This window comes from Clostridium sp. CCUG 7971, assembly GCF_017590215.1.
Classification (GTDB): Bacteria; Bacillota; Clostridia; order Peptostreptococcales; family Peptostreptococcaceae; genus Faecalimicrobium.
Genome location: NZ_JAFFPK010000236.1, coordinates 1 through 512, shown reverse-complemented (window position 1 = coordinate 512; position 512 = coordinate 1). Strand labels below are relative to the sequence as shown.

Genomic DNA, 512 nt, shown 5'->3' with positions numbered 1-512 from the left:
AAAAATGTTAATATAACATTTGTTGATATAAAAAAGAATAGATTTGCCGTAGACAGTAGGTGCCAAAAGGCTTAAATTCCTACCGAGGTTTTAGATAAATTGAAATTACTAAAGCTTTTGTTGTCTACTTTTGACTCAAAAGCTTTTTTAAATGAGATTGCGGCGAATACTAAACCTATTAGGTGAAGGAGGTGCACAATTAGATGAGACAAGCTATAGAACTAAAATCAGGAGTTGTTGCTGAGATAGTTGAGAAGTTACAAAAATCTTGTGCTGCTGTTGTAGTTGACTACAAGGGATTAACAGTTGAAGAAGTAACTGAGTTAAGAAAGAAAATGAGAGAAGCTGGTGTTGAATACAAAGTATACAAAAACACTTTAGTAAGAAGAGCTGCTAAAGAAGTTGGTATAGAACAGTTCAATGACGAGCTACTAGTTGGAACTAATGCGATAGCATTCGGATACGAAGATCCTGTTGCACCAGCTAGAATATTAAAAGAATTTATGGATGCT

Annotated in this window: 1 protein-coding gene and 1 other annotated feature; the gene reads left to right on the top strand. The window is 34.2% G+C overall.

All coding sequences use genetic code 11. From position 1 onward, the window contains the following. Positions 1 to 28: 28 nt before the first annotated feature. Positions 29 to 158, top strand: a sequence feature (ribosomal protein L10 leader region). A 45-nt stretch (positions 159 to 203) separates the two neighbouring features. Continuing rightward, the coding region (gene rplJ, locus JWF52_RS19030) for a 50S ribosomal protein L10 (protein ID WP_208335042.1) at positions 204 to 512 on the top strand (309 nt) is incomplete at its 3' end.